Origin of the sequence: Streptacidiphilus sp. P02-A3a (genome assembly GCF_014084105.1) — a bacterium.
In the GTDB taxonomy this organism is placed as follows: domain Bacteria; phylum Actinomycetota; class Actinomycetes; order Streptomycetales; family Streptomycetaceae; genus Streptacidiphilus.
The window spans coordinates 81,072-105,679 of record NZ_CP048289.1; the positions used below are offsets into that span (position 1 = coordinate 81,072).

19 protein-coding genes and 2 pseudogenes are annotated in these 24,608 nt (G+C 72.2%); 14 read left to right on the forward strand and 7 right to left on the reverse strand.

Going from position 1 to position 24,608, the window contains the following annotated elements; genetic code table 11:
* Positions 1 to 75 precede the first annotated feature (75 nt).
* The 3 genes from GXP74_RS00375 to GXP74_RS00385 all read right to left on the reverse strand — a co-directional run bounded on the left by GXP74_RS00375 (position 76) and on the right by GXP74_RS00385 (position 3,986).
* A complete protein-coding gene (locus GXP74_RS00375) occupies positions 76 to 1,266 on the reverse strand; it encodes a hypothetical protein (RefSeq protein ID WP_182449418.1) in 1,191 nt (396 codons plus the stop codon).
* Between the two features lie 265 nt (positions 1,267 to 1,531).
* Positions 1,532 to 2,740, reverse strand: a complete 1,209-nt coding sequence (locus tag GXP74_RS00380; protein WP_182449419.1) for a metallophosphoesterase — start codon at positions 2,738 to 2,740, stop codon at positions 1,532 to 1,534.
* Positions 2,741 to 2,876: 136 nt separating this feature from the next.
* Positions 2,877 to 3,986, reverse strand: a complete 1,110-nt coding sequence (locus GXP74_RS00385; protein ID WP_182449420.1) for a LacI family DNA-binding transcriptional regulator — start codon at positions 3,984 to 3,986, stop codon at positions 2,877 to 2,879.
* A 330-nt stretch (positions 3,987 to 4,316) separates the two neighbouring features.
* On the opposite strand from GXP74_RS00385, the gene hisC reads away from it, so the two are divergent.
* The 3 genes from hisC to GXP74_RS00400 all read left to right on the forward strand — a co-directional run bounded on the left by hisC (position 4,317) and on the right by GXP74_RS00400 (position 7,725).
* A complete protein-coding gene (gene hisC / locus GXP74_RS00390) occupies positions 4,317 to 5,378 on the forward strand; it encodes a histidinol-phosphate transaminase (protein ID WP_370468522.1) in 1,062 nt (353 codons plus the stop codon).
* Between the two features lie 215 nt (positions 5,379 to 5,593).
* Positions 5,594 to 6,820 (forward strand): efflux RND transporter periplasmic adaptor subunit, encoded by a 1,227-nt coding sequence (locus GXP74_RS00395; RefSeq protein ID WP_182449422.1) that lies wholly within the window; start codon positions 5,594 to 5,596, stop codon positions 6,818 to 6,820.
* Complete coding sequence (locus GXP74_RS00400; protein ID WP_182449423.1) at positions 6,817 to 7,725, forward strand: ABC transporter ATP-binding protein; 909 nt, start codon at positions 6,817 to 6,819, stop codon at positions 7,723 to 7,725. The genes GXP74_RS00395 and GXP74_RS00400 overlap by 4 nt, the downstream gene beginning before the upstream one ends.
* An 83-nt stretch (positions 7,726 to 7,808) precedes the next feature.
* Here GXP74_RS00400 and GXP74_RS00405 read toward each other — a convergent pair whose 3' ends face one another.
* Complete coding sequence (locus GXP74_RS00405; RefSeq protein ID WP_182449424.1) at positions 7,809 to 8,411, reverse strand: hypothetical protein; 603 nt, start codon at positions 8,409 to 8,411, stop codon at positions 7,809 to 7,811.
* Positions 8,412 to 8,747: 336 nt separating this feature from the next.
* On the opposite strand from GXP74_RS00405, the gene GXP74_RS00410 reads away from it, so the two are divergent.
* From GXP74_RS00410 to cydD, 9 genes and pseudogenes are all read left to right on the forward strand, one after another.
* A complete protein-coding gene (locus GXP74_RS00410) occupies positions 8,748 to 10,400 on the forward strand; it encodes a biotin/lipoyl-binding protein (protein ID WP_182449425.1) in 1,653 nt (550 codons plus the stop codon).
* Complete coding sequence (locus GXP74_RS00415) at positions 10,397 to 11,272, forward strand: ABC transporter ATP-binding protein (protein ID WP_182449426.1); 876 nt, start codon at positions 10,397 to 10,399, stop codon at positions 11,270 to 11,272. The genes GXP74_RS00410 and GXP74_RS00415 overlap by 4 nt, the downstream gene beginning before the upstream one ends.
* Positions 11,269 to 12,483, forward strand: a complete 1,215-nt coding sequence (locus GXP74_RS00420) for an ABC transporter permease (protein WP_182449427.1) — start codon at positions 11,269 to 11,271, stop codon at positions 12,481 to 12,483. Before GXP74_RS00415 ends, GXP74_RS00420 begins: the two co-directional genes overlap by 4 nt.
* Positions 12,484 to 12,514: 31 nt before the next feature.
* On the forward strand, positions 12,515 to 13,231 hold the full coding sequence (locus GXP74_RS00425) for a hypothetical protein (RefSeq protein WP_182449428.1): 717 nt from the start codon (positions 12,515 to 12,517) through the stop codon (positions 13,229 to 13,231).
* 88 nt (positions 13,232 to 13,319) lie between these two features.
* On the forward strand, positions 13,320 to 14,048 hold the full coding sequence (locus tag GXP74_RS00430; RefSeq protein WP_182449429.1) for a response regulator transcription factor: 729 nt from the start codon (positions 13,320 to 13,322) through the stop codon (positions 14,046 to 14,048).
* Positions 14,023 to 15,495 (forward strand): cell wall metabolism sensor histidine kinase WalK, encoded by a 1,473-nt coding sequence (locus GXP74_RS00435; RefSeq protein ID WP_182449430.1) that lies wholly within the window; start codon positions 14,023 to 14,025, stop codon positions 15,493 to 15,495. The genes GXP74_RS00430 and GXP74_RS00435 overlap by 26 nt, the downstream gene beginning before the upstream one ends.
* 190 nt (positions 15,496 to 15,685) lie before the next feature.
* Positions 15,686 to 17,239 (forward strand): cytochrome ubiquinol oxidase subunit I, encoded by a 1,554-nt coding sequence (locus GXP74_RS00440; RefSeq protein ID WP_182449431.1) that lies wholly within the window; start codon positions 15,686 to 15,688, stop codon positions 17,237 to 17,239.
* An 88-nt stretch (positions 17,240 to 17,327) separates the two neighbouring features.
* The gene (cydB, locus tag GXP74_RS00445) at positions 17,328 to 18,329 is read left to right on the forward strand and encodes a cytochrome d ubiquinol oxidase subunit II (protein ID WP_182449432.1); all 1,002 of its coding nucleotides are present in this window, start codon (positions 17,328 to 17,330) and stop codon (positions 18,327 to 18,329) included.
* 39 nt (positions 18,330 to 18,368) lie between these two features.
* A pseudogene (gene cydD / locus GXP74_RS00450) lies at positions 18,369 to 21,823 on the forward strand (thiol reductant ABC exporter subunit CydD).
* A gap of 4 nt (positions 21,824 to 21,827) precedes the next feature.
* Here the strand turns inward: cydD and GXP74_RS00455 are convergent.
* Together GXP74_RS00455 and GXP74_RS00460 are read right to left on the reverse strand one after the other, a co-directional pair.
* Positions 21,828 to 22,676 carry an HAD family hydrolase gene (locus tag GXP74_RS00455; RefSeq protein ID WP_182449433.1) on the reverse strand — a complete coding sequence of 283 codons (849 nt, stop codon included), beginning with the start codon at positions 22,674 to 22,676 and terminating at the stop codon, positions 21,828 to 21,830.
* Between the two features lie 50 nt (positions 22,677 to 22,726).
* Positions 22,727 to 23,614: an LLM class flavin-dependent oxidoreductase gene (locus GXP74_RS00460; RefSeq protein ID WP_182449434.1), complete on the reverse strand. Its 888-nt coding sequence runs from the start codon at positions 23,612 to 23,614 to the stop codon at positions 22,727 to 22,729.
* Between the two features lie 63 nt (positions 23,615 to 23,677).
* Between GXP74_RS00460 and GXP74_RS00465 the strand changes: the two genes are divergently transcribed.
* The gene (locus GXP74_RS00465; protein WP_034089440.1) at positions 23,678 to 23,926 is read left to right on the forward strand and encodes a hypothetical protein; all 249 of its coding nucleotides are present in this window, start codon (positions 23,678 to 23,680) and stop codon (positions 23,924 to 23,926) included.
* Positions 23,923 to 24,324 carry a DNA-binding protein gene (locus GXP74_RS00470; protein ID WP_182449435.1) on the forward strand — a complete coding sequence of 134 codons (402 nt, stop codon included), beginning with the start codon at positions 23,923 to 23,925 and terminating at the stop codon, positions 24,322 to 24,324. Before GXP74_RS00465 ends, GXP74_RS00470 begins: the two co-directional genes overlap by 4 nt.
* Before the next feature lie 52 nt (positions 24,325 to 24,376).
* Here the strand turns inward: GXP74_RS00470 and GXP74_RS39930 are convergent.
* A pseudogene (locus GXP74_RS39930) lies at positions 24,377 to 24,484 on the reverse strand (LLM class flavin-dependent oxidoreductase); the annotation flags it as partial.
* Positions 24,485 to 24,608: the final 124 nt, after the last annotated feature.

The window sequence follows — 24,608 nt, forward strand, 5'->3', positions numbered from 1 at the left end:
ACGGCCGACCGGCGCGGCCGACGGGCGCGGTGACGGAGTGACGGAGTGACGGCGGTGCGAGGGGGCCGGGGCGGGTCAGTCCGCTTCGGCCTCCTCGCTGAGCGCGTCGAGGTCGTGGCCCCTCGCGGCCTCGGCCTCGATCTCGTCGGCGTTCGGCAGGAACCGCGAGCGGGGGCGGGCGCGGGGCGCCGGGACGGTGCCGCTGCTCCAGCCCGGGCTGGAGAAGTCCGGCCGGGAGTAGCCGGGGCTGCTGAAGTGCGGCTCCGACTGCGAGGCCGACTGCGGCTCCGCCGGTGACGTCGACTGCGGCTCCGCCGGTGACTCGGGGCCCGGCTCCGACCGCGGTCCGGGGTCGGGGTCGGGGCCGGTCTCGTCGCCGAGTTCGTCGGCCGCCGTCGACTCCAGCCCGTCCGGCCCCGGGCTGGTGAAGCCCGGGCTGCTGAAGTGCGGTTCGGACTGCGGGTCGGGGCCCAGCTCCTGGCCCTGCTCGCCGCTGATCCGCTCGGAGCCGGGGCTGGTGAAGCCGGGGCTGGAGTAGCCCAGCTTGGGCTTGGCCCGGACCAGGCTGATCCCGTCCGAACGCGCCGCCGCGCCGTACCCGGCGGCCACCGGCAGCGGCGGGCCCGCCTGCTCCAGCAGGTAGGGCAGCAGTGCCTGGTCGCGCAGCGCAGTCCGCCAGCTGTCCCGGGCCCTGGCCAGCTCCGTGTACAGGTCGGGGCTCTGACCGGACGGCGGGTCGGCGGCGTCGCGGGCGGCGGTGAGCAGCAGCCCGATGATGTCCACCACGATCGCGACGGCGCAGACCACGGCCCCGACGAACCCGGCGGTGATCAGCGGCTGGCCCAGCGAGGCGTGTTCGGCCCGCAGCAGGAAGCCGAGCAGCAGCATCACGATCGCGCTGAGCCCGGACAGGATCGGCAGCAGCACCGCTATCAGCGGCACCCAGCCCGCGCGTTCGGCGGCGTCCAGCGGGCTGTCCGGGGCCTGCCACTGGGCCGGGTCGTCACCGCCGAGGCGGTCCAGGTCGGGCCCGGCGGCGCTGCCGCGCACCTGTTCGCGGACCTCGCGGTAGTAGTCGTACTCGGACCGGGCCCCGGCGGCGATGGCGGCGCGGTCGCGCAGGGCGAGGCCGTGCAGCCGGTCCGGTGCCGGTGCGCCGGGCGCGCGGCGCAGAGCTTGGCGTATCTCGTCGTGCTGGAGCAGTTCTTCGAGGATGCGCTCGAAATCCGGGGCGTCCTCGGCCTGAAGGTATGGAGCACTGTCCATGAGTCTCTACCTACTCCCCCGAAGGCTCCGTCAGGGGCTTCTGCCTCCGATGGTAGGGGGAGGGACTGACACGGTGACAGATTGTTTCCAGAATTTCGGTGCCTGCTGGTGCTGCTGATGCCTCCGGTATATGCCGGATGCCGACCTGGCGCCGGGGCGCAGGTCCGGCCGCAGGTGGGCGGGGGTGCCGGGGCCGGAGGATTGAGGGCGCGCAGGAGCGGCACGCGCGCCGCCCGGGTCGGGCCGGTGCCGCCCGGGCGTCGGGTCAGTTGAGGGGGAGCCGGGCCACCAGCAGTCGCCCCTGTCCCTCCATGGTGACTCCGCCGTCCATGGCGACGGCCAGGCCGTCGGCGTAGACGTGCGGTCCGGTGACCGGCTGGCCGGAGGCGCCGGACGGTCCGTCCTCGCTCTGGGCGTCGCCGATCAGGTAGGGGATCGGGCTGTGGCCGTGGACGATCCGCTGCCCGCCGTAGGTGTCGAGCAGTTCCCGGCAGGCCATCGCTCCGGCGTCGCCACGGAAGGCGAACCGCTTGGTCATCCGGCGGAAGCAGTCCCACCAGTCGTCGGCCTCGTCGCCCTGCAGCACGTCGTGGATGGCGTCGTTGACGGCGTCCACGGAGTCGCCGTACTCCAGGTAGGCGGTGGTGTCGGAGTGGATCAGCAGGTGGTCGTCCTCGACCGCCATCGCCGGGAGCCGGGAGAGCCAGGTGACGTGGTGGTCCTCCAGCCGGTCCATGTCGCTCGGCTGGCCGCCGTTGAGCCGCCAGGCGGCGAGGAAGGAGGCGGTTCCGGCGGTGGACTGGACGGCCTGGTCGCCGTAGCGGTCGGCGCCGAGCAGCAGCAGCTCGTGATTGCCCATCAGCGCCCGGCAGTAGCCGCCGGCCGCGGCGGCCTCCGGGGCCAGGTTCATCACCAGGTCGATCACGCCGATGCCGTCCGGGCCCCGGTCGGTGAAGTCGCCGAGGAACCAGATCCGGGCCGGACCGGCGGCCCAGTGCCCGTCGGCGTCGATGATGCCCGCCTGGTGCAGGGCGTCCAGCAGCGCCTGGAGGTAGCCGTGGACGTCGCCGACCACGTACAGCGGGCCGGGGCCCTCGCTCTCGGCGGTGCTCGGGGCGGCCGGGGCGGGTGCCGGTCCCGGCTCGGCCATGGTGGCGTGGGCGAAGGCGACCGGCGCGGACAGCGGCGCGCCCAGCGGGATGGTCGGCGGGTCCACCGGTCCGGGCAGGTAGGCCGGGGGGGCGAAGACCGGGCTGCCGTGGAACGCGGGCGGCTCGGCCGGATAGCCGGGCGCGCCGTCGTAGGAGGGCCCGGCCGGGTACCCGGCGGCCTCCTCGGCCGCGCGCGGCGGCGGGGAGAAGAAGTCGTACGACGTGGACCCGTCGCCGTTGACCCCTGGCTGCTGAGGGTCCAGGGGCGCACGGGGGCCTGGGTCCGGCAGCTCAGGCTGGGCGAAGGGGTCCACCGGTGTCATTCGACCATCATAGGAAGCCCCAGTTCGCGGTGTACGCACCTGGGCGGGATCAATCCAGCCGAGGCTGTCGGTCATGAGCGTCGATGGCGAGCATATGTGGTGGTTTCTCCGGTTTCCAGGGCCCTCTGGTCGGTGGTCAGGCCTCGCCGGGGAGCCTCGGCGGACTGACGGTGGTGCGGGTCGGACGGCGTTGCGAGGAGCCGCGGACGATGAGTTCGGTCGGCATGAGCTGTCCGGAGGAGCCGTCAGCCGGGAGCGCCGCGCCCTCGATCGCGTCGATCAGCAGGTTGACCACGGTGGTGCCGATCCGCTGCGGCTTCAGCGACAGGGTGGTCACCGGCGGCTCGGTGGTCGCGTAGACGTCGCTCTCGCTACAGCAGACCAGCAGCAGGTCCTCCGGGACCCGCAGGCTGTAGCGGCGGGCGGCGGCCAGCAGGTCGGTGCCGTTGGGGTCGAACAGGCCGTAGACGGCGTCCGGCCGGTCCGGACGGGCGAGCAGCCGGTCGGCGGCGACGGCGCCGGCGCACGGGTCGTGCGCCGGGTACGCCTCGCACAGCGGCTCCTGCCGGACCCGGCGGCACCAGCCGAGGTAGGCCTCGGTGCTGAGCCGGGTGTAGGTGTCGGTGCTGGTTCCGGTGAGCAGGCCGATCCGGCGGGCCCCGGCCTCGGCGAGGTGTTCCAGGATGCCGAGCACCGCGCTGCCGTGGTCGTTGTCCACCCAGGCGGTGACCGGGCAGTTCCCGGGGCGGCCGTCGCTGACCACCGGCAGGCCCTGCCGGTAGAGCTCGGCGACCATCGGATCGTGGTCGGACGGGTCGATCACCACCGTGCCGTCCAGCGCGACGTTGCTCCACACGTCGTGCCGGGAGGTCGCGGGCAGGACGACCAGGGCGTAGCCCCGGTTCAGCGCGGCGGAGGTGGCAGCCCGGGCCATCTCCGCGAAGTAGGCGAACTCCGTGAAAGTGAAGGGCTCCTGGCCGTAGGTTGTGACGGTCAGTCCGATCAGGCCGGAGCGACCCGTGCGAAGGGTGCGCGCGGCGGCGGAGGGACGGTACCCGAGGCGTTCCGCGACTTCGCGGACCTTGCTGCGGGTTTCGTCCGGGAGGCGGCCCTTGCCGTTCAGGGCGTCGGAGACGGTGGTGATGGACACCCCCGCCGCGGCGGCGACGTCCCTGATCCCGGCGCGTTCCAGCCGCCGGGCGTGGGGTGGTCGCCGGCCGCTCTGGTTGGCTGCTGCTGCTGTCATGTCGAACCGATCGTATGGCTCCGCACCGTCATTTGGGGATGTTCTGGGCTAGTTGCCCGGAGATACGTTTCTCCATGAGCATTTATGGTCTTTATCCTTAGCTGCGGGACGATTTGGGGTCGGCCGCCTACGTTTTGTGCATGTCTCGCGGCCGCCGCCGAGGAACGCCCAGGCCGGTCCGGTGGCCACATGTCACTCTCACGGGTGAGTAATCGCCGATCGGCTCGTATGGTGATCCAGACCGACAGCGACGACGGCACGACGTGGAGGACGACCCCGGTGAGCGACAACGACCAGGACCAGGTGGGTGGACGGCCGAGCGGCCCGCGGCTGAGCGGCAACCTGCGGGGCATTCCGCTGTACAAGCCGGGCAAGCCCGCCCAGGGCGCCGACGGCCGTCCCGCCTACAAGCTGTCCTCCAACGAGAACCCGTACCCGCCGCTGCCCGGCGTGGTCGAGGCGGCGGTCGCCGCCGCCGGGAGCCTCAACCGCTACCCGGACCTGGGCTGCACCGGGCTCGTCGCCGAACTGGCGGCCCGCCTCGGCGTGCCGGAGTCGCACATCGCCACCGGCACCGGCTCGGTCGGCGTGGCCCAGTCGCTGATCCACTCCACCGCGGGACCCGGCGACGAGGTGGTCTACGCCTGGCGCTCGTTCGAGGCGTACCCGATCATCGTCCAGGTCAACGGCGCGACCTCGGTCCAGGTGCCGCTGACCGCCGACGGCGGGCACGACCTGGACGCGATGCTGGCGGCGGTCACCGACCGCACCCGGCTGATCTTCGTCTGCAACCCGAACAACCCCACCGGCACCGTGGTCCACCGCGCGGAGCTGGAGCGCTTCCTGGACGCGGTGCCCGCCGACGTCCTGGTGGTGCTGGACGAGGCCTACAACGAGTTCGTCCGCGACCCCGAGGTGCCGGACGGCATCGAGCTGTACCGGGACCGGCCGAACGTCTGCGTGCTGCGCACCTTCTCCAAGGCGTACGGGCTGGCCGGGCTGCGGGTCGGCTTCGCGGTGGGGCACGAGCCGGTCGCCGAGGCGCTGCGGCAGACCGCCGTGCCCTTCGGCGTCAGCCAGCTCGCCCAGGACGCGGCGGTGGCCTCGCTGCGCGCCGAGAAGGCGCTGCTGGAGCGGGTGGACGCGCTGGTGGCGGAGCGCGCCCGGGTGGTCGCGGCGCTGGTCGCGCAGGGCTGGACGCCGAACGAGACCCAGGCCAACTTCGTCTGGCTGCCACTGGGGGAGCGCACCTCGGACTTCGCGGCGGCCTGCGCCGCGGCCGGGGTCGTGGTCCGGCCGTTCCCGGGCGACGGGGTGCGGGTGACCATCGGCGAGACCGAGGGCAACGACCTGTTCCTGGAGGCGGCGGAACGATTCCGCAAGGAGTCCTGACCGCTCGGGGCCCCGTCCGGCGGCTCCCGGTGGGCTCGCAAGTCCCTGGGAGTTCGCTGTGATTTCGGAGCCGCCCGGGCGCGGCCGCGGGCGGCTCGGGCCCGTGGCCACGGCCCGGGCCTCGGTGGATGGGGGTGCGGCCGGGACCCGGCTGCCAGCGAGCTCCCAGATTCCTCCCAGGGCTTCGTCCGGGGAGGCGATCACCATGTGTCGCTATGAAGGTGCTCCCACAGCGGCGCAGGGCCGCTCTGCTGAACTCCGTTCTCGCCGTGCTGCTCGTCGCCGGTTCCGGAGCGGCCTACGCCGCCGTGAACACCTCGACCAGCAGCAGCAGTACGGGCAAGACCAACACCACCACGTACACGGTCGCCCAGGGCATGGTGCTGGCGACGGTCACCGGCAGCGGGTCCCTGTACTCGCCGAGTGACGCGGGCGTGAACTTCACCACCGGCGGCACGGTCACCGAGGTCGACGTCAAGCCCGGGCAGACGGTGACCAAGGGCGAGGTGCTGGCCAAGGTCGACCCGACCGCGGCCAACGAGACGCTCAGCGCCGACCAGGCCACGCTGACCGCCGCGCAGGCGAACCTGAACCAGGTCGAGAACCCGACCGCGACCACCGTCAACGGGGTCAGCACCACGCCCACCGTCAGCGCCTCGCAGCTGACCCAGGCCGAGGCCCAGGTGACCAGCGCGCAGAACGCGGTCACCGCCGCCCAGGCCGCGGTGGCCGGGACGGTGCTGACGGCGCCGATCTCGGGCACGGTCAACTCGGTGTCCGGCGCGGTCGACAGCACCGTCTCCGGCGGCGGCGCCAGCACCACCGCCAGCTCGGCGGGCAGCGCCCCGACCGGGTTCGTGGTGATCACCAATCCGACCGGGATGGAGGTCACCGCCGACTTCGCCGAGGCCGACGCGCTCAAGCTGCAGGCCGGGCAGGGCGCCTCGGTCACCCTGAACGCCAGTGGCGCGCAGCTCAACGCCAAGGTGCTGTCGGTCAGTTCGCTGCCGGTCAGCAGCTCCTCCGGGATCAGCTCCAGCGGCACCGTCGAGTACTCGGCGGTGCTGTCGATCACCAGCAGCACCAGCAACCTGCGAACCGGTCTGAGCGCGAGTGTTTCGGTGCTGACCGGTGAGGTGGACAATGCCCTGTACCTGCCGACGGCGGCGCTCACCGGAACGGGCACGACCCGACTGGCGACCGTGGTCGAGGCGGACGGCACGACCAAGTCGCAGAGTGTCACGGTGGGCCTCGCCGGGGACACCGACGTACAGATCCTCAGCGGGCTGACCGACGGGGAGAAGGTGCAGGTGACGGTGGCCACGACCAGCGGTGGGTTCGGCGCGGGCGGCTTCGGCGGGCGTACCGGCGGCGGCGGCTTCGGCGGCGGCGCGGGCGGCTTCGGCGGCGGCGCCCGCGGCAGCGGGGGTGGCCGGGGATGACGCCCCGCTGGCCGTCGCTGACCCGAAGAGGCGCGACGGCAGCGGGAGAGCCGGGCGGCGGGGACGAGTCCTCGGCCGCCCGGCCCCGTACCGCCGCGCCGGTACCACCCCCGGTGGTCGAGCTGCGGCGGGTGGTGAAGACCTACGGCCTCGGCGACGCCGAGGTGCACGCCCTGTGCGGCCCGTCGGACCCGGACGGCGGCCCGGCCCCCGGCGTGGACCTGGCCATCCGCACCGGTGACTTCGTCGCGATCATGGGCAGCTCGGGTTCCGGCAAGTCGACGCTGATGAACATCCTCGGCTGCCTGGACGCGCCGACCTCCGGCCGCTACCTGCTGGACGGGATCGACGTCGGCCACCTGGACGAGCACCAGCTGTCGCTGGTCCGCAACCGCAAGATCGGCTTCGTCTTCCAGTCGTTCAACCTGGTGCCCCGGATGACCGCCGTCGAGCAGGTCGAACTGCCGCTGGCGTACGCCGGGGTGAAGTCCGAGCAGCGCCGCCGTCGGGCGCTGGCGGCGCTGACCATGGTCGGCATGCTGGACCGGGCCGAGCACCGGCCGAACGAGCTGTCCGGCGGCCAGCAGCAGCGGATCGCGGTGGCCAGGGCGCTGGTGATGGCCCCGGCGATGCTGCTGGCGGACGAGCCGACCGGGAACCTGGACAGCCGCAGCACCGACGAGCTGCTGGCGATCGTGGACCGGCTGAACGCGGTGGGCCGCACGGTGGTGCTGATCACCCACGAGGACGAGGTGGCCCGGCACGCCAAGCGCGTGGTCCGGCTGGTCGACGGGCGGATCGTCTCCGACGTCCGGCAGGCCCCGCTGGCCGGACCGCCCCCGGCGCTGATCGACGAGGCCGGGTTCGCCGAGCACTCGCTGCACGTCCAGCGGGACGACGGCTGAGCGGCGGCTGACCGCACCGAGCGGGCGCCGACGGCGAGGGGCGGTACCGGAAGTCCGGTACCGCCCCTCGGTGTCGCTTCCGGTCAGGCGCTGGGGGAGGCCCCGGCCCCCGGGCCCTTCGAGCCGCGGGTGGGCAGCAGCGCGTCGCAGACCTTGTACGCGGCGACGGTCTTGGGGTCGGTGCTGGTGCTCAGCGAGCGGACCTGCTGGTCGGTCACCGTCACCCCGTTGGACTTCATGCAGCCGATGAAGGCCACCAGCGCGGAGCTGCCGCCCGCGCCACCGCCGCCGAAGCCGCCCTTGGGCGCCAGCGAGGCGCAGGCCTTGGCCGCCGCCGCCATGGTCGGGTTGGCCGAGGCGCCGCCGCCGAAGCCGAACCCGCCGCCGCCGTAGCCGCCCCCGTACCCGCCGCTGTGGCTGCCACTGGGGCGGTCACTCGGACGCCCGCTCGGACGCCCGCTGAAGTGCCCGCTGGGCATGGTGACGCCGTGCTGGCTCAGGCAGGTCCGGTACGCCGTGAACTGCGAGGAGCCACTGGAGCTCGCGCCGGCGGCCGGGGTGCTGCTGGAGGAGGCACTGGCGGTGGAGCTGGAGGAGCAGCCGGTGAGCAGCACTGCTCCGGACACGAGGACGCCGGCGGCGATCAGCCCCCGGTGGGCCGTCGTCCTGCGAATGGTTCGGATCATGACCGGTGGTTCCTCCGTACGGTTGCGGGATGGCTGGGGTGCCGTGGTGGTGGGTACGGGGAGCACACCACCACTAGGGGAAGACCCAACCGCACAGGGGTGGAGGTGCCCTGGGCGAACTCTGCGGACTTCCTGTGAGTTGGTGGGCGGCTGCGGTGGCCCGGGTGTCGCCGGGACGGCCGTATGACCGTTTTGCCCGTGTTGATGGATGACTTGGGGTGGTATCGGTCCCAGCGAACTCCCAGATCTGTGTCAGGGTGCGATAGGTCAGCCGGTTCAGGCTGTGGCGCTATGAAGGTGCTTCCACGGCGGCGCAGGGCCGTCCTGTTGAATTCCGTGCTCGGCCTTGTGCTGGTGGCGGGCGCAGGTGCCGCGTACGCGGCGGCGAACGAGGGCAGTACCACCGCCAAGGCCGCGCAGAAGACCGCGACCGTCGCCCAGGGCACGGTGATCGCCACGGTCTCCGGCTCCGGCTCGCTGGTGTCCCCGTCGAACGCCGGTGTCAACTTCGTCACCGGCGGCACGCTGACCGAGGTCGATGTCGCGGCCGGGGACAAGGTGACCGCGGGCGAGGTACTGGCGAAGGTCGACCCGACCGCCGCCAACGAGACCCTGAGCACCGCGCAGGCCACGCTCTCCTCGGCCGAGGCGAACCTGACCAGCGTCGAGGAGGGCAACGCCCCGACCACCAGCGGCAGCGGCTCCAGCGGCGGCTCGGGCGGTTCCGGCAGCGGCGGCAGCGGTTCCGGCTACGGCGGCTCGGGCAACTCCGGTTCGGGCAACTCCGGCTCCGGCAACTCCGGTTCGGGTAACTCCGGCTCGGGCAACTCCGGTTCGGGTAACTCCGGCTCGGGTAACTCCGGCTCCGGCAACTCCGGCTCCGGCAACGGTGGTTCGGACAACGGCAACTCGGGGGCGACGGCCTCGTACTCGCCCCGGCCGAGCAGTAGCGGCAGCAAGCACCCCACCAAGCCCACCGAGCCGGGCGCGTCCGCCTCGGCCACGCACACCACCAGCGCCGGGCCCAGCCCCAGTGCCAGTGCCCCCGCCAGGACCAAGCCCGGTGCCGCCGTGGACGCGCAGCCCGCCTCCTACGTGGAGGACGTCACCGCCAGCGCCACGCCCACGGTGAACCCGGTCGACCTCGCCAACGCCGAGGAGCAGGTCACCGCGGCACAGAACGCCGTCGACGCCGCGCAGCGGGAGGTCGCCGGGACGGTGATCACCGCGCCGGTGGGCGGCACCGTGGCCTCGGTCGCCGGGAAGGTCGGCCAGAGCGTCTCCGGCACCGGTTCGAGCACCGGCTCGGGTTCCGGCACCGGTAGCGGCAGCGGCTCGGGTTCGGGCGGCGGCTCCGGCAGCGGCTCGTCCGCCTCGTCCTCCGCCTCCTCCTCCAGCACCCCCTCCGGGTTCGTGGTGATCACCAACCCGACCGGGATGGAGGTCACCGCCGACTTCTCCGAGGCCGACGCGCTCAAGCTGCAGGCCGGGCAGTCCGCGACGGTCTCGCTGAACGCCGAGGCCGGTTCCAGCCTGGACGCCAAGGTGCTGTCGATCAGTTCGCTCCCGGTGAGCAGCTCCTCCTCCGGCTCCTCCAGCGCGGTGCAGTACGCGGCGCTGCTGGCGATCACCAGCGACACCAGCAACCTGCGCACCGGCCTGTCGGCCAGCGTCCAGGTGACCACCGCCGAGGCCGACAACGCGCTGTACGTGCCGACCAACGCGATCAGCGGGACCGGCGCCAGTTCCACGGTCACCCTGCTCAACGCGGACGGCAGCAGCAGCCGGGTGAACGTGGTGGCGGGCGTCGAGGGCGACACCGAGGTACAGGTCAGCAGCGGGCTCTCGCTCGGTGAGAAGGTCGTCGAGACCCAGGTCTCGGCGGGCGGCAGCAACGGCTTCCCGAGCGGCGCGTTCCCCGGCGGCGCCGGTGGCGGCCGCGGCGGTTCGGGCGTCGGCGCCGGTCTGACGGGCGGTGGCAAGGGATGAGCCACTCCCTCCCGGCGCTGCGCCGGCGCAACACCCGGGTCGAGGCGGCGCGGCCGGCCCCGGAACGCGGCCCGATCCCGGTGATCCGGGTGCAGCGGCTGGTCAAGAGCTACGGCCTGGGCGAGGCCGCGGTGCACGCGCTGTCCGGACCGAAGGACGCCGAGGGCCGCCCGCTGGGCGTGGACCTCAGCATCCACCAGGGCGACTTCGTCGCGATCATGGGCAGTTCGGGCTCCGGCAAGTCGACGCTGATGAACATCCTCGGCTGCCTGGACGCGCCGACCTCGGGCCGCTACCTGCTGGACGGGATCGACGTCGGCGGTCTGGACGAGCACCAGCTGTCGCTGGTCCGCAACCGCAAGATCGGCTTCATCTTCCAGTCGTTCAACCTGGTCCCGCGCACCACCGCGGTCGCCCAGGTGGAGCTGCCGCTGGCGTACGCCGGGGTCAAGTCGGCCGAGCGCCGCCGCCGGGCGATGGCGGCGCTGAGCATGGTCGGTCTGGCCGACCGGGCGGACCACCGGCCGAACGAGTTGTCCGGCGGCCAGCAGCAGCGCGTCGCCGTGGCCCGTGCCCTGGTCAGCGCCCCGGCGATGCTGCTGGCGGACGAGCCGACCGGAAACCTGGACACCCGCAGCACCGACGACGTGCTGGCGATCGTGGACCGGCTGAACGCCTCCGGCCGCACGGTGGTGCTGATCACCCACGAGGACGAGGTGGCCCGGCACGCCAAGCGCGTGGTCCGGCTGGTCGACGGCCAGGTCAAGTCCGATGTGCGGCAGGCGCCGGTCGTCGGACCGCCGCCGGCGCTGCTCGATCCGCTCGAATTCGCCGAGCACTCCCTGCACGCACAGACAGGAGCCCAGGGGTGAACCCGCTCCAGACGCTGCGCTTCGCCGTCGGCGGACTCGCGGCCAACAAGGTCCGTTCCGGACTGACCATGCTCGGCATCCTGATCGGGGTCGCGGCGGTGATCCTGCTGCTCGCCGTCGGCAACGGCTCCGAGCAGGCCGTCGTGAACTCCATCGACGCGCTGGGCACCAACTCGCTGACGGTGACCTCGGGCACGTCCTCGGCCACCTCGACCGCGACCACCGTCCAGCCGCTGACCGTGGCCGACGCCAAGGCGCTGGCCGACACCGCGCAGGCACCGGACATCGCCGGGGTCGCCCCCGAGGTCACCACCTCGCAGACGGCGATCTACAACGGGGTGTCGCACAGCGTCAGTTCGGTGATCGGCACCTACCCGGCCTACTTCGAGGCGTCCAACAGCAAGGTCACCACCGGTGACTACTTCAGCGACGACGACGTGCTCAACTCGCGCAAGGTCTGCGTGATCGGCTCGACCACCGCCGCGGACCTGTTCGGGACGGCCAGCCCGATCGGCAAGGTGATCACCCTGGGCGGCACGCCGTTCACCGTGGTCGGCGAGCTGGCCACCAAGGGCACCAGCACCAGCAGCTTCAACAACCCCGATGACACGGTCATCGCGCCGCTGCCGTCGGTGCAGAACGCCTTCACCGGCTTCGGCTCGCTGAGCCAGATCCTGGTCGAGGCGAAGTCGGCGGCCGACACCACCGACGCGACCAACGAGATCACCACCATCCTGATGGGCACCCACGGGATCAGCAGTTCCTCGGCGGTCGACTTCCAGGTCAGCAGCCAGACCACGCTGCTGGCCACCCGCTCCTCCAGCACCCAGACGCTGACGGTGCTGCTGGGCGCGGTCGCGGCGATCTCGCTGCTGGTCGGCGGGATCGGGATCACCAACATCATGCTGGTCACGGTGACCGAGCGGACCCGGGAGATCGGCATCCGCAAGGCCATCGGGGCGCCCAAGGGCGTGATCATGGGCCAGTTCCTGGCCGAGTCGACGCTGCTGTCACTGATCGGCGGCGGGCTCGGCGTGGTCACGGCGCTGATCGGGTCGCACTTCACCATCGTCGGCATCAAGCCGGTGGTGATCCCGGCCTCGGTCTACGGATCCTTCGGGATCGCCGTCGCCATCGGCCTGTTCTTCGGCAGCTACCCCGCCAACCGCGCGGCCAGCCTGCGCCCGATCGATGCGCTGCGCCATGAGTGACAGCCACCAACTTCCCAGGGAGGATGCGGACATGGCCGCACGCCGTACCGAACTCGCCAAGCCGGAACCCGGGATCGTCCCCGGGCTCCGGGAGGATCCCGCGCTGGAGCCGGAAGTCCTGGAGCCCGAACTCCTGGACGACAGCACCCAGCAGCTGATGATCAGCCCGGAGGACATCCTGGCCGAGCCCCCGGACGCCCGGGACATCGGCGCCGAGCTGGCCGCGCCGCCGCGCCGCAAGCTGCCGTGGCTGTCGCTGCTGCTTGCCGCCGGGGTGATCGCGGCCGGGGCGTTCGCGGGCGGCGCCCTGGTGGAGAAGAACAACAACAGCGGCTCCGGCAACGCGGCCTCGGCCTTCGCCAAGCTGCGCTCCGGCGCGGGCGGCACCGGGGCCACCGGCAGCGGCCGGACCGGCGGTGCCGGGGCCGCCACCGGCTCGGGTGCGGGCGGCTACGGCGGTTTCGGCGGCTTCGGCGGGGCGGGCGGCGCGAGCGGCGGCGCGACCACCGGTACGGTGAAGCTGGTCGACGGCAACACCATCTACGTGACCAACAGCTCCGGCAACATCGTCAAGATCACCACCGGCAGCTCCACCACCGTCAGCATCGCCCAGAGCGGCACCGTCAGCCAGATCCAGCCGGGTCAGACGGTCACCGTCAAGGGCACCACCGACTCCTCCGGCAACGTCACCGCCAGCAGCGTCACCGAGGGCGGCAGCACCGGTACCGGCACCGGAGCCGCGGGCTGAGGATTCGCACAGCTGACACTCATGTCTTCTTCATCTGGGACGCGTACGTTCCGATAACTCCCTCATCCTTACTATCGGGGCCGAACACATGGACACCACCGAAGCCAGCCTGTTGGTCGTCGACGACGAGCCCAACATCCGGGAACTGCTGTCCGCGTCGCTGCGGTTCGCGGGTTTCCGGGTGTCCTCCGCAGCCTCGGGCGCGGAAGCGGTCACGGCGGTCGCCCGGGACCGTCCCGACCTGGTCGTGCTCGACGTGATGCTGCCGGACATGGACGGCTTCGCGGTCGTCCGCCGGTTGCGGGACGACTCCGGCACGGCCACCAGGGGCGCCGAGCGGGACCGGATCCCGGTGATCTTCCTGACCGCCAAGGACGGCGTCGACGACAAGATCAGCGGGCTCACCGCGGGCGGCGACGACTACGTCACCAAGCCCTTCAGCCTGGAGGAGCTGATCGCCCGGATCCGGGCGATCCTGCGCCGCACCGGCGGCGTCGCCGACGAGGACCACCTGATCGTCGGCGACCTGGAGCTCGACCCGGTCGGCCACCAGGTGCACCGGGCCGGCCGCCCGGTGTCGCTGTCGCCCACCGAGTTCAAGCTGCTTGAGTACCTGATGAACAACACCGGCCGGGTGGTGTCCAAGATGCAGATCCTGGACCACGTGTGGGCCTACGACTTCGGCGGCGATCTCAGCATCGTCGAGTCGTACATCTCCTACCTGCGCCGCAAGGTCGACTCCGGGGCCAACGGCCTGCCCAAGCTGATCCACACGGTGCGCGGCATCGGCTATGTACTCCGCCGACCTGCCGCGTAGCGGCCCGCAGACGGCCGCGGACCGTCTGCGGGGCCTCTACCTGCGGCTGCGCCGGGTCCGTTTCTCCTCCTTCTCGCTGCGGCTGCGGCTGCTGTGCCTGGCGGTCGCGCTGGTCGTGGTGGGCCTGGTGGTCAGCGACGCGCTGGTGCTGACCACGCTGCGGAGCCAGCTGGTGGCCCGGGTGGACAAGCAGATCACCGGGATGGCCCGGGCCGGGCGCATCCCGGTGATGCCGCACGCCGGCTTCAGCTGGGCGTCCAGCACCTTCGTGGGCGCCGCGCAGTCCAACGGCTCCGGCCCGGTCGCGGTCAGCTGGAGCGGCGGGGCCGCCGGCCAGGACCGTCCCGACCTGGCCTCGATGACCTTCGCGCAGCTCAACGCGCACGCCGGGAGCGATCCCTTCACCTTCGGGCACTGGCGGCTGCTGGTGGAGACCGCCGAGCCCAACACCGACGTGGTCTTCGTCGGCAGCCTGACCGAGGCCAATGAGACCATCGGCAACCTCACCGACGGCTTCTGGGTGATCGGGATGGTGGTGCTGCTGCTGGTGACCGGCGTCGGCTGGTTCGCGGTCCGGGCCGGGCTGAAGCCGCTGGAGCAGATCGAGACCACGGCCACCGAGATCGCGGCCGGGCACCCGCTGTCCAACCGGATGCCCGAGGCCTCGCACCGGACCGAGGTCGGCCGGCTGTCCAACTCGCTGAACTCGATGCTGGAGCAGATCGAGACGGCCTTCGCCGCCCGCGCCGCCTCGGAGAACCGGATGCGGGCCTTCGTCGCGGACGCCAGCCACGAGCTGCGCACCCCGCTCGCGGGCATCCGCGGCTTCGCCGAGCTCTACCGGATGGGCGCGCTCAGCGAGGACGCCGACATCAAGCGCACCATGGCCAGGATCGAGAGCGAGGCGGTCCGCATGGGCGGCCTGGTCGAGGACCTGCTGATGCTGGCCCGGCTGGACGAGCAGCGGCCGATCGAGCTGGCCCCGATGGACCTGCGCACCCTGGCCGCCGACGCGCTGCACGACACCACCGCGCTGGACCCGACCCGTCCGGTCTCGCTGACCGGCCCCGGCGGCGCCACCGCGCCCTCGGCCGCGCTGGTCCTCGGCGACGAGGCACGGCTGCGGCAGGTGGTGACCAACCTGGTCGGCAACGCGGTCCGGCACACTCCGCCCGGCACCCCGGTACGCATCGGCGTGGGCACGGTGGACGGCCACGGCGTGATCGAGGTCGCCGACCAGGGCCCGGGGCTGACCCCGGAGCAGGCGACCCGGGTGTTCGAGCGCTTCTACCGGGTGGACGCCTCCCGCAGTCGGCAGGAGGGCGGCGGCGCGGGTCTGGGCCTGGCCATCGTCTCCGCTCTGGTCGCCGCGCACAGCGGTGACGTCGAGGTGGAGAGCCGCCCGGGTTCCGGCGCGCTGTTCCGCGTGAGACTACCCGTCAACTAGCCGCTCTCTCCGCTGTCCTCCGCCGTCTGCGCTGGTCGCAGGTGTGGCGGAGGACACGCACGTTCTGGCATCGAGCACTCCTCCGCGTGCGCCAGAATATCTTGTGAAAGTGTTCACATTCACGAGCGCTCGACAGCGCGTGCTCGTGCGGTGACTACGTGGCATGCACAGTCTCAGCGGAGGCGGCGACGTGAATCTCGCTCTGGCTTCGGACACGGTGGCCCGGCTGCAATTCGGCGCGACCACCGTCTACCACTTCCTGTTCGTCCCGCTCACGATCGCGCTCGCGGCCATCACGGCCGGCCTGGAGACCGGGTACGTGCGGACCGGCAAGGAGAAGTACTTCCACGCCACCAAGTTCTGGGGAAAGCTCTTCCTGATCAACATGGCCCTCGGCGTGGCCACCGGGATCGTCCAGGAGTTCCAGTTCGGGATGAACTGGTCGCAGTACTCCCGCTTCGTCGGGGACGTCTTCGGCGCCCCGCTGGCGATGGAGGCCCTGCTCGCGTTCTTCTTCGAGTCCACCTTCATCGGACTGTGGATCTTCGGCTGGGACAAGCTGCCGAAGCGGATCCACTGCGCCTGCATGTGGATGGTCGCCATCGGGACCGTGCTCTCCGCGTACTTCATCCTCTCCGCCAACTCCTGGATGCAGCACCCGGTCGGCTACCGGGTCAACCAGGCCACCGGCAAGGCCCAGCTGACCAGCATCACCGACGTGCTGTTCCAGAACACCACCATCGTGGTGGTGCTGCACACCCTCACCGCCGCCTTCCTGACCGGCGCCGCCTTCGTGGTCGGCATCTCCTGCTACCACCTGCGGAAGACCAAGCGGATGCAGGACAAGGGGCTGCCGGTCGACCGCAAGAAGACCGCCGCCATGCGCACCTCGCTGCGGCTCGGGCTGGTGCTCGCGGTGGTCTCCGGCCTCGGCGTCGCGATCACCGGCGACACCCTGGGCAAGGTCATGTTCGAGCAGCAGCCGATGAAGATGGCCTCCGCCGAGGCGCTGTGGGAGACCGCCGCGCCCGCGCCCTTCTCGGTGTTCGCGATAGGGGACGTCGCCAAGGGCGACAACTCGGTCGAGCTGTCGATCCCCGGCCTGCTCTCCTTCCTGGCGCACAGCAACTTCACCGAGGCCGTGCCCGGCATCAACAACGTCGCCGCGGCCGAGGCCGCCAGGTACGGCGGCAAGCCCGCCGACTACATCCCCAACATCTTCGTCACCTTCTGGGGCTTCCGGCTGATGATCGGCTTCGGGATGACCTCCTTCGTCTGCGGTATCGCCGGGCTCTGGCTCACCCGCAAGAAGCGCTGGCTGGCCCCGGAACGACGCACCGGCGACGACGAGGTGCCGCCGCTGATGCTCACCAGGAACCGCGAACTCGGCCCCTTCCTCACCACGTGGGGCTGGCGCTGCGGGATCCTCACCCTCGGCTTCCCGCTGATCGCCAACAGCTTCGGCTGGATCTTCACCGAGATGGGGCGTCAGCCCTGGGCCGTCTACGGGCTGATGAAGACCTCCAGCGCGGTCTCCCCCAACGTCTCGGTGACCGTGCAGATCATCGCGCTGAGCGTGTTCATCGCGCTGTACACGGTGCTCGCGGTGGTCGAGGTGCGGCTGATGGTGAAGTACGCCAAGGCGGGCCCGGTCACCAGTGAGCAGCCCCCGGACAAGGACCCGGTGCTGCGCGGTCCCGACGCCGACGCCGACGCCGACAAGCCCCTCGCCTTCGCCTACTGAGCGCCGCGGGCACTCGAGACACCCCGAAGCACCTGAAGCACCTGAAGCACCTGAAGCACCTGAAGCACTGGAGACACTGGAGACCGGCATGTCCCTTCCCGATGTGTGGTTCGTCCTCATCGCCGTCCTGTGGACCGGCTACTTCTTCCTCGAAGGCTTCGACTTCGGCGTCGGCGTGCTCACCAAGCTGCTCGCCCGCGACGAGCCGGAGCGCCGGGTGCTGATCAACACCATCGGCCCGGTCTGGGACGGCAACGAGGTCTGGTTGCTGACCGCCGGCGGCGCGACCTTCGCGGCCTTCCCCGACTGGTACGCCACCCTGTTCAGCGGCTTCTACTTCCCGCTGCTGGTCATCCTGGTCTGCCTGATCCTGCGGGTGGTCGCCTTCGAGTACCGGGCCAAGCGCGACGACGAGCGCTGGAAGCGGAACTGGGAGACGGTCATCTTCTGGACCTCGCTGCTGCCCGCCTTCCTCTGGGGCGTGGCCTTCGCCAACATCGTCCACGGGGTGCCGATCGACCAGCAGAAGAACGTCACCGGCAACCTGCTCACGCTGCTCAACCCGTACGCGCTGCTGGGCGGTTGCACCACGCTGGCGCTGTTCACCTTCCACGGCTCGGTGTTCACCGCGCTGAAGACCCTCGGCGGCATCCGCGAGCGCGCCCGCACCACCGCCACCTGGACCGGACTGGTGGCCGCCGCGCTGGGACTGGCCTTCCTGAGCTGGACCCAGGCCGACCGCGGCGACGGCTGGAGCCTGGCCGCGCTGCTGGTGGCCGTCGCCGCGCTGCTCGCGGCGCTCGGCAGCAACCTGCGCGGACGCGAGGGCTGGGCCTTCGTCTGCTCCGGGGTGACCGTGATCGCGGTGGTGGCGACGCTGTTCCTGGCGCTGTTCCCGGACGTGATGCCGTCCACCACCGACCCGGCCTTCAGCCTCACCGTCAGCAACGCGGCCTCCGGCCACTACTCGCTGACCATCATGACCTGGGTGGCCGGCTTCGCCACCCCGCTGGTGCTGCTCTACCAGGGCTGGACGTACTGGGTGTTCCGCAAGCGGATCGGCGTCCAGCACATCCCCGCCGCGCACTGATTCTCCCGCTGGTCCGAGGGCTTCGAGGAGCTGTTTCACGTGAAACCTGTCGATCCGCGGCTGCTGCGGCACGCCGGAGCCACCCGTGGCTTCCTGCTCGCCTCCGTCCTGCTCGGACTGGCCGGGGCACTGCTGGTGGTCGCCCAGGCCGTACTCGTGGCCACACTGGTGGTCGGCGCCTTCCAGCAGCAGCACGGGCTGCGGCACCTGCTGCCGCAGCTGGGCCTGCTGGCGCTGGTCTCGGCCGGGCGGGCGCTGGTCGCCTGGCTGACCGAGCTGGCCGCGCACCGCGCCGCCGCCGCGGTCAAGTCGCAGCTGCGCGCGGCGCTGCTGGAGCGGGCCACCGGGCTCGGCCCGCGCTGGCTCTCCGACCAGCGCCGCGGCGAGCTGGCCACCCTGGCCACCCGGGGGTGGACGCCCTGGACGACTACTTCGCCCGCTACCTGCCGCAGTTGGCCCTGGCCGTGGTGGTGCCGGTGGTGCTGCTGGCGGTGATCCTGCGTGCCGACTGGCTGTCCGCGCTCACCATCGCCGCGACCCTGCCGCTGATCCCGCTGTTCATGGTGCTGATCGGGATGGCCACGCAGAAGCGGATGGACGACCAGTGGCGGTCGCTGGCCCGGCTGTCGCACCACTTCCTCGACGTGGTCGAGGGGCTGCCCACGCTCAAGGTCTTCGGCCGGGCCAAGGCCCAGGCACGGACCATCCGCAAGGTCACCGACGACTACCGCGCCGGGACCATGCGCACGCTGCGGATCGCCTTCGTCTCCTCCTACACCCTGGAACTGCTGTCCACCCTGTCGGTTGCCCTGGTCGCGGTCAGCATCGGCCTGCGGCTGGTCGACGGCCACCTCTCGCTCTACCTCGGACTGCTGGTGCTGGTGCTCGCCCCCGAGGTGTACACGCCGATCCGGCAGGTCGGCACGCACTACCACGCGAGCGTGGAGGGGCTGAGCGCGGCAGCCGAGATCTTCGAGGTACTGGAGACCCCGCTGCCCGCCACCGGTACCCGGCCGGTGCCCAGCGGCGCGGAGATCACCGTCACCGGGCTCACGGTCACCCACCCGGGCCGGGACACCCCGGCCCTGCGCGACCTCTCGCTGACCCTGCGGCCCGGCCGGGTCACCGCCCTCACCGGCCCCAGCGGCGCGGGCAAGAGCACCCTGCTCACCGCGCTGCTCGGGTTCACCGCCCCCGACCAGGGCGGCATCGACGTCGGCGGGGTGCCGCTGGAGCAACTCGACCCGGCGGCCTGGCACGCGCACATCGCCTGGCTCCCGCAGCAGCCCACACTGTTCGCCGGGACCGTCGCCGAGAACGTCCGGCTCGCCCGTCCGGACGCCGACGACGCCGCCGTCCGCGAGGCGCTGCGCGGCGCCGAGGCCCTGGACTTCGTCCTGGCGCTGCCCGACGGCCTGCGGACCCGGCTCGGCCAGGGCGGCAGTGGGCTCTCCGGCGGCCAGCGGCAGCGACTGGCCCTGGCCCGGGTGTTCCTCGCCGACCGGCCGCTGGTGCTGCTGGACGAACCGACCGCGAACCTGGACGGCGCCAGCGAGGCCGCGATCGTCCGCGCGGTCGGCCGACTGGCGGCCGGGCGGACGGTACTGCTGACCGCGCACCGCCCGGCGCTGCTGGCCCTCGCCGACGAGATCCGGACCGTCCCGCTGCCGCAGCGCCCCGGCCCGCAGCGTCCCGGCCCGCAGTCGGTGGCCGCCGAACCGCAGCTCTCGCCCGGGTCGCGGAGCGCCGCGGTCGCCGAGGAGCCACTGGTGGTCACCGCCGCCGAGACCCGGCCCCGGCTCGGCAGCTCGACCGTGCTCGGCGCGCTCGCCCTCGGCTGCTCCATCGCGCTGCTCGGACTGTCCGGCTGGCTGATCGCCCGCGCCTCGCAGCAGCCGCCGGTGCTCTACCTGATGATGGCGGTCACCGGCGTCCGCACCCTCGGCCTGGGCCGCAGCGCCTTCCGCTACGTCGAGCGGCTGGTCTCCCACAACGCCGTGCTGCGCGCCCTCGGCGCGCTGCGCACCTCCGTCTACGTCCGGCTGGAACGGCTGGCGCCCGCCGCTCTCGGCTTCCGCTCCGGGGACCTGCTCTCCCGGCTGGTCGCCGACGTCGACGCGATGCAGGACCACTACCTGCGCTACCGGCTGCCGCTGCGCTCCGGCCTGGCCGCCGCCGCGCTGACCGCGCTCGCGGTGTGCTGGGTGCTGCCCTCGGCCGGGCTGCTGCTCGCCCTGGGGCTGCTGCTCGCGGGCGTGGCCGTGCCCGCGCTGGCCGTCGCCGTGTCCCGGGGCGCCGAGCGCAGGCAGGCGCCGACCCGGGGCCGACTCACCACCGAGGTGGTGGACGTGCTCTCCGGCACCGCCGAACTCACCGTCGCCGGGGCGCTGCCCGCCCGGCTGGCGGGCATCCGGGCCACCGACGCCGAGCTGCGCCGGCTCAGCGCCCGCTCCGCCGCGACCGCGGGTCTCGGCTCGGGCCTGGTCACCCTGCTCACCGGCCTCACCGCGGCGGGCTGCGCCGCCCTCGGCATCGCCGCCACCGCCGACCACACGGTGCACGGGGTGATGCTCGCGGTGCTCGCGCTGACCCCGCTGGCCGCGTTCGAGGCGGTCGCCGGACTGCCGATGGCCGCGCAGATCCGCGAACGCAGCCTGCGCGCCGCCCAGCGGGTCGCCGAGGTCACCCAGGCCCCGGAACCCGTCACGGAACCGGCCCACCCGTCGGCTGCTCCCGCGGATCCGTTCCCGGTCCGGGTCAGCGGCCTGGCCGCGAGCTGGCCCGGACGCCCGGACGCCGCGCTCGCGGGCGTCAGCCTGGAGCTCGCCCGGGGCCGCCGCACCGCCGTGGTCGGCGCCAGCGGCTCCGGCAAGACCACCCTGGCCATGCTGCTGCTGCGGTTCCTGGACCCGGCGGCCGGTCGGATCACCCTCGGCGGGGTGGACGCCACCGCGCTGGACGGCGACAGCGTCCGCCGGGTCATCGGCCTGTGCGCGCAGGACGCCCACGTCTTCGACAGCTCGTTGCGGGAGAACCTGCGGCTGGCCCGTCCCGACTGCGCGGAGTCGGACCTGTGGGCGGCGCTCGCCGCCGCCCGCCTGGCCGACTGGGCCCGGGGCCTGCCCGACGGTCTGGACACCATGGTCGGCGAGCACGGCGCGCGCCTCTCCGGCGGCCAGCGCCAGCGGCTCGCCCTGGCCCGGGCGCTGCTGGCGGACTTCCCGCTGCTGATCCTGGACGAGCCCGCCGAACACCTGGACCTGGCCACCGCCGACGCGCTCACCGCCGACCTGCTGGCGGCGACCCGGGGCCGCGCCACCCTGCTGATCACCCACCGGCTGGCCGGGCTGGACAGCGTCGACGAGATCGTGGTGCTCGACGCCGGGCGGATCGTCCAGCGCGGCAGCTGGTCGGAGCTGGTGCTGGTGGACGGGCCGCTGCGGCGGATGTGGGAGCGCGAGCGGGCGGCCGACGCGCTGACCGTCCAGCGCTGACCCGCTACGGCTCCAGCCCCCGGACCACCCGCTCGATCACCTCGGCCACCCCGTCCGCGTCGTGGTCGGCCGTGTGGTGCGTGGTCGCCGCCAGCACCAGCGGGTGGGCGTTGGCGACGGCATAGGCGGTGCCCGCCCAGGCCAGCATCGGCAGGTCGTTCGGCATGTCGCCGAAGGCGACCACCTCCGCGGCGGTCACTCCGCGCTCCGCGCACCAGAGCGCGAGCGTGGTCGCCTTGCTCACCCCGGTCGCGCTGATCTCCAGCATCGGGCTGGACCGGGTGATCTCGGCGTGCTGCCCGGCCGCCGCCCGGGCCCGGCGCATGAACTCGTCCGGATCCAGCGTCGGGTGCCTGGCCAGCAGCTTGAACACCTGGTCCCCGGCGGCCGAGGCCAGGATCTCCTCGGCCGGGGCGATCCAGCGCAGGGCCCCGCTGTCGTCCCACATCGGCGAGTCGTACTGGGCCTCGGACGCGAAGCCGTCCGGGTACTCGAACGCGAAGCCCACCCCCGGCAGCTCCGCGCGCAGCGCCGCCACCACGGCCAGCGCGTCCTGGCGCGGCAGTGGGAACGAGGAGACCAGCTCCTTGCGCCGGACGTCGTAGACCGCGCCGCCGTTGGAGCAGATGGCGATCCCGTGCGGCCCGGTGACCGCGCTGACCACCTCCATCCAGCGCGGCGGCCGTCCGGTGACGAACACGATGCACAGCCCCGCCGCCTCGGCCAGGGTCAGCGCGGCCCGGGTCCGCTCGGACACGCTGCCGTCGCTGCGCAGCAGCGTCCCGTCGAGGTCGGTGGCGATGATGCGGGGGCGTACCGCGCTGGCGTGATTCACCCCCTCATCCTCACCCATCCACCCCCCGCCCCGTCACCGGGCACGGCCCGGTCCGGTGCGGGCGGAGATCAGCCGAGTCGGGCCAGGCCCTCGGTGGCGATCCGCTCGAAGACCGCCAGGTCGTTCGCGAAGACCGAGTCGGGGACCGGCCAGTGGATCACCAGCTCGGTGATCCCCAGGTCCCGGTAGGTGCCCGCCCAGTCGACGAAGGCATCCACCGAGGCCAGCGGCTGCTCCGCCGTCGAGCCCTGGAGCAGCACCTTCTCCAGCGTCGCCACGTCGCGGCCCTTGGCCTCGCAGGCCGCGGTCAGCTTCTCGATCTGGCCGGCGACCACCGCGGGCGCCTGCTCCACCGGCACCTCCGCCGGGCCCGTCGGGTCGCCGTAGGTGACCCAGCCCTGCCCGTACTCCGCCGCCAGCCGCAGCCCGCGCGGACCGGTCGCCGCGACGTAGAACGGCAGCCGCGGCTGCTGCACGCAGCCCGGGATGTTCCGTGCCTCCACCGCCGAGTAGTACCCGCCCTCGCGCGTGGTCGCGTCGTTGCGCAGCAGCTCGTCCAGCAGCGGCAGGAACTCCCCGAGCCGGTCCGCCCGCTCCTTCGGCGACCAGGCCTCCTGGCCCATCGCGGTCGCGTCGAACCCCGTCCCGCCGGCCCCGATCCCCAACGTGACCCGTCCGCCGGACACGTCGTCCAGCGTGATCAGCTCCTTCGCCAGGGTCACCGGGTGCCGAAAGTTGGGCGAGGTGACCAGCGTCCCGAGCCGGATCCGCTCGGTGGCGGTGGCGGCGGCGGTGAGGGTCGGCACCGACCCGAACCACGGCTCCTCCCGGAAGGACCGCCACGACAGGTGGTCGTAGGTGTAAGCGGCATGGAACCCCAGCTCCTCGGCCCGCCGCCACACCTTCCGTCCCTCGGACCAGCGATGGATCGGCAGAATCACAGTACTCAGACGCATACCGCCGACCCTATGCCCGCGAAAGTCTGTCGCACATGAGGCATACCGCAGTATGCTTGATTCATGGCTGCTACTACCCGGATCACGGTCACCTTGCCCACTGAACAGGTGGCGGAGCTGAAGAAGCTCACGGACAACGTCTCGGGCTATGTCGCTGAGGCGGTCGCCCGGCAGATCAGGCACCAGTTGCTCGGCGAGGAACTGCGGCGCTACGAGGAGCAGCACGGTGCCTTCACCGAGGAGGAACTCGCCGCCGCGCAGGCAAGGATCTTCGGCTCGGCCGGCTCCGCGAATGCGGCTGACGCCGCGTGAGCGAACGTGTGGAGACCGTGGTGCTGGACTCTCAGGGTGTGTCCGCCTGGATCTCACAGGACCGTGGGGTGCTGGCGATGATCCGCTCCTTCCACTCCATGGCGGCCGACCTGGTGGTCTGTGCCAACACCATCGTGGAGGTCATGCACGCACGAGTGAATACCCCTCGGCTGAATTGGGTGCTCTCGCAGGTCAAGATCGAAGCGGTCACTGAACAGGCCGCACGCGCCTCGGCCGAGTTGCTGAAGCAGACCGGTCTCCATGGTCACAAGTACGCCATCGATGCGACGGTCGCGGAGATGGCCCTGCGCCAGCCGGGACCGGTGGCCATGCTCACCTCGGACGTCGACGACATGGCCAAGCTCTGCGGCACACGCGTCCGCCTCATCTCGATCTGAGCCGAGTGGGACCCAGAACCGTCCAGGCAGGCGTTTCCGCAGCTCAGGACGCGATGGGTGAACGAGGATTGACAGAGGTGACCAGCGTCCCGAGCCGGATGCGCTCGGTGGCGGTGGCGGCGGCGGTGAGGGTCGGCACCGACCCGGGGTCCACGCCGTCCGCGAGTGACAGTCCACCTCAGCCGTCTTCCCTTCTGGAAACCGGAAGGCCAGTGTGCGTTCGACGCCCTGCGGGTACAGATCGAGTTCGAATTCCTGCTGGAGATGCACAGCCGCGATGAGTT

What these genes read in the sequence shown, in the direction of transcription:
- GXP74_RS00375 (WP_182449418.1), bottom strand. Translation starts at nt 1,266, where the DNA reads ATGGACAGTGCTCCATACCTTCAGGCCGAGGACGCCCCGGATTTCGAG.
- GXP74_RS00380 (WP_182449419.1), bottom strand. Translation starts at nt 2,740, where the DNA reads ATGACACCGGTGGACCCCTTCGCCCAGCCTGAGCTGCCGGACCCAGGC.
- GXP74_RS00385 (WP_182449420.1), bottom strand. Translation starts at nt 3,986, where the DNA reads ATGACAGCAGCAGCAGCCAACCAGAGCGGCCGGCGACCACCCCACGCC.
- GXP74_RS00395 (WP_182449422.1), top strand. Translation starts at nt 5,594, where the DNA reads ATGAAGGTGCTCCCACAGCGGCGCAGGGCCGCTCTGCTGAACTCCGTT.
- GXP74_RS00400 (WP_182449423.1), top strand. Translation starts at nt 6,817, where the DNA reads ATGACGCCCCGCTGGCCGTCGCTGACCCGAAGAGGCGCGACGGCAGCG.
- GXP74_RS00405 (WP_182449424.1), bottom strand. Translation starts at nt 8,411, where the DNA reads ATGATCCGAACCATTCGCAGGACGACGGCCCACCGGGGGCTGATCGCC.
- GXP74_RS00415 (WP_182449426.1), top strand. Translation starts at nt 10,397, where the DNA reads ATGAGCCACTCCCTCCCGGCGCTGCGCCGGCGCAACACCCGGGTCGAG.
- GXP74_RS00425 (WP_182449428.1), top strand. Translation starts at nt 12,515, where the DNA reads ATGGCCGCACGCCGTACCGAACTCGCCAAGCCGGAACCCGGGATCGTC.
- GXP74_RS00430 (WP_182449429.1), top strand. Translation starts at nt 13,320, where the DNA reads ATGGACACCACCGAAGCCAGCCTGTTGGTCGTCGACGACGAGCCCAAC.
- GXP74_RS00435 (WP_182449430.1), top strand. Translation starts at nt 14,023, where the DNA reads ATGTACTCCGCCGACCTGCCGCGTAGCGGCCCGCAGACGGCCGCGGAC.
- cydB (WP_182449432.1), top strand. Translation starts at nt 17,328, where the DNA reads ATGTCCCTTCCCGATGTGTGGTTCGTCCTCATCGCCGTCCTGTGGACC.
- GXP74_RS00455 (WP_182449433.1), bottom strand. Translation starts at nt 22,676, where the DNA reads ATGGGTGAGGATGAGGGGGTGAATCACGCCAGCGCGGTACGCCCCCGC.
- GXP74_RS00460 (WP_182449434.1), bottom strand. Translation starts at nt 23,614, where the DNA reads ATGCGTCTGAGTACTGTGATTCTGCCGATCCATCGCTGGTCCGAGGGA.
- GXP74_RS00465 (WP_034089440.1), top strand. Translation starts at nt 23,678, where the DNA reads ATGGCTGCTACTACCCGGATCACGGTCACCTTGCCCACTGAACAGGTG.